The 2,500-nt window shown below is 57.6% G+C and carries 1 protein-coding gene, 1 tRNA gene and 2 rRNA genes (1 of these 4 only partly in view); all 4 read right to left on the bottom strand.

The annotated features are described in order from the left end of the window. Window positions 1-7: 7 nt before the first annotated feature. On the bottom strand, window positions 8-649 hold the full coding sequence (locus MJ8_RS28355; protein WP_201411891.1) for a ThuA domain-containing protein: 642 nt from the start codon (window positions 647-649) through the stop codon (window positions 8-10). Window positions 650-796: 147 nt separating this feature from the next. Beyond that, window positions 797-873 (bottom strand) — tRNA-Met (locus tag MJ8_RS28360). Window positions 874-1,180: 307 nt separating this feature from the next. Then, a 5S ribosomal RNA gene (gene rrf / locus MJ8_RS28365) occupies window positions 1,181-1,295 on the bottom strand. Between the two features lie 263 nt (window positions 1,296-1,558). After that, window positions 1,559-2,500, bottom strand: a 23S ribosomal RNA gene (locus MJ8_RS28370); it runs 1,858 nt beyond the window's last position.

Genomic DNA, 2,500 nt, shown 5'->3' on the forward strand with positions numbered 1-2,500 from the left:
TACCTCTTCAGCGGGCGGCCCATGCCAGCCCGCGTTGCAGGATGGTGCGCATCTGCGGAACCTCGAACTCCGCCGCCACATGACCCAGCGACGAATAGAACACCCGCCCCTTGCCGTGCCTGCGCTTCCACACCACCGGCATCACGACACCGTCGATCCAGGGCGCATATTCGCCGGAGAAGGTGGTCGTCGCCAGCACCTCGTTCGAAGGGTCGACATGCATGTAATATTGTTCGGAGCGGTAAGGGAAATCGTCGATGCCTTGCATGATCGGGTCATCGCGCCGCGCCACATTCACATGATAGTCGATGATGTTGCCGGGATGCGCGACCCATTGTCCGCCGCACATGAACTGGTATTCGGGGGATTCGCGAAATGCGTCGCCCATGCCGCCATGATAGCCGCCAAGGCCGACCCCGTTCTCGACCGCCTTCGTCAGGTTGGCTTCTTCCGCCTTGGTGAGCTTAGACATCGTGTAGATCGGCACGATCAGGCTGAGCGCGGCGATCGCCGGGTCGGCGAAGATCGCGGTCGTGTTCTCGACGCGCACGGCAAAGCCTTCTTCCTCGAGCATCGCCTTGACGGCGTGCGCCCCGGCCTCGGGCTCGTGCCCCTCCCAGCCGCCCCATACGATCAGCGCCTGCCGCATGTTCCGCTCCTGTTACGTTTAGCGCCGCGGCCGAATGTATGGCGCGCCGCGTGCCAAGCGAGCATCGCTGCAAAGCTGAGCCGAGTCGAGTTGGAAAGAAGCGGGGAAAGGAAGAAACGCCCGCGTGAGGCGGGCGTTTTTTGAGATTGGTTGCGGGGACAGGATTTGAACCTGTGACCTTCAGGTTATGAGCCTGACGAGCTACCGGGCTGCTCCACCCCGCGTCACCTATGAGCAAGCGTTTGCTTGCGATTATGAGCAAGCATTTGCTTGCGATATGAGCAAGCATTTGCTTGTGTTCTTGGACGTAAGCGCAAGCCTACGGATAGGATGGCCTACAAATAGGTAGATGGCTCACCAAATGAAAGGGCCGCTTTCGCGGCCCGGGCTCCCGTTTGGCGGGCCTTTATGCAAGTCGCCCAAAAGTGCCTGGTGGTTTTGGGACAACGACATGCATCACTAAAATCGTAGAGAGAAGATTGATCTCGATCCGGGTTTGATCCGGATGTGAGCTGAACATGCGCTTTGCAGACCTGGCAGCGACCTACTCTCCCGCGTCTTGAGACGAAGTACCATCAGCGCTGGAGCGTTTCACGGCCGAGTTCGGAATGGGATCGGGTGCAGCCGCTCCGCCATAACCACCAGGTCGGCAAAACGCATGTTCAAATCGAGAAGCTGTTTGAGCGAATAGCCAATAGTGAGTAGCAAATAGGGAGGCCTATTGCTGCATTCTCTACGCTGTTCTCTGGTCTTTGTTGTGCCTTTGACGTTCTTTCAGCCTGGCGCCCTTCGAAGCGAAGCTTCGCAAGGCCGACCGGCCGTCGGCGCCGTTGCGCCGCACCCACGTAGCGCCGCCCGCAGGGCGGAACAAGCGTGAGTGAGAACAAAAGATGGATATAAGTAATGAGAACGATCAAGCCTATCGAACTATTAGTACCGGTAAGCTTCAAGCGTTGCCGCTCTTCCACACCCGGCCTATCAACGTGGTCGTCTTCCACGGTTCTCAGGGAATACTCGTTTCAAGGTGGGTTTCCCGCTTAGATGCCTTCAGCGGTTATCCCGTCCGGATATAGCTACCCTGCAATGCGGCTGGCGCCACAACAGGTCCACCAGAGATCCGTCCATCCCGGTCCTCTCGTACTAGGGACAGATCCTTTCAATATTCCTACACCCACGGCAGATAGGGACCGAACTGTCTCACGACGTTCTGAACCCAACTCACGTACCGCTTTAAATGGCGAACAGCCATACCCTTGGGACCTGCTCCAGCCCCAGGATGCGATGAGTCGACATCGAGGTGCCAAACAACCCCGTCGATATGGACTCTTGGGGGTCATCAGCCTGTTATCCCCGGCGTACCTTTTATCCGTTGAGCGATGGCCCTTCCACGCGGGACCACCGGATCACTATGACCGACTTTCGTCTCTGCTCGACTTGTCAGTCTCGCAGTCAGGCAGGCTTATGCCATTGCACTCAGCGAACGATTTCCGACCGTTCTGAGCCCACCATCGCGCGCCTCCGTTACTCTTTAGGAGGCGACCGCCCCAGTCAAACTACCCACCATACATTGTCCCGGACCCGGATAACGGGCCGCGGTTAGACATCCATAGTGATAAGGGTGGTATTTCAAGGGTGGCTCCACCTGAGCTGGCGCCCAGGCTTCAAAGCCTACCACCTATCCTACACATGCCACTACGAATGCCAATGTAAAGCTATAGTAAAGGTGCACGGGGTCTTTCCGTCTAACCGCAGGAACCCCGCATCTTCACGGGGAATTCAATTTCACTGAGTCTATGCTGGAGACAGCGGGGAAGTCGTTACGCCATTCGTGCAGGTCGGAACTTACCCGAC

The sequence above is a fragment of the Mesorhizobium sp. J8 genome (assembly GCF_016591715.1).
GTDB lineage: Bacteria > Pseudomonadota > Alphaproteobacteria > Rhizobiales > Rhizobiaceae > Mesorhizobium.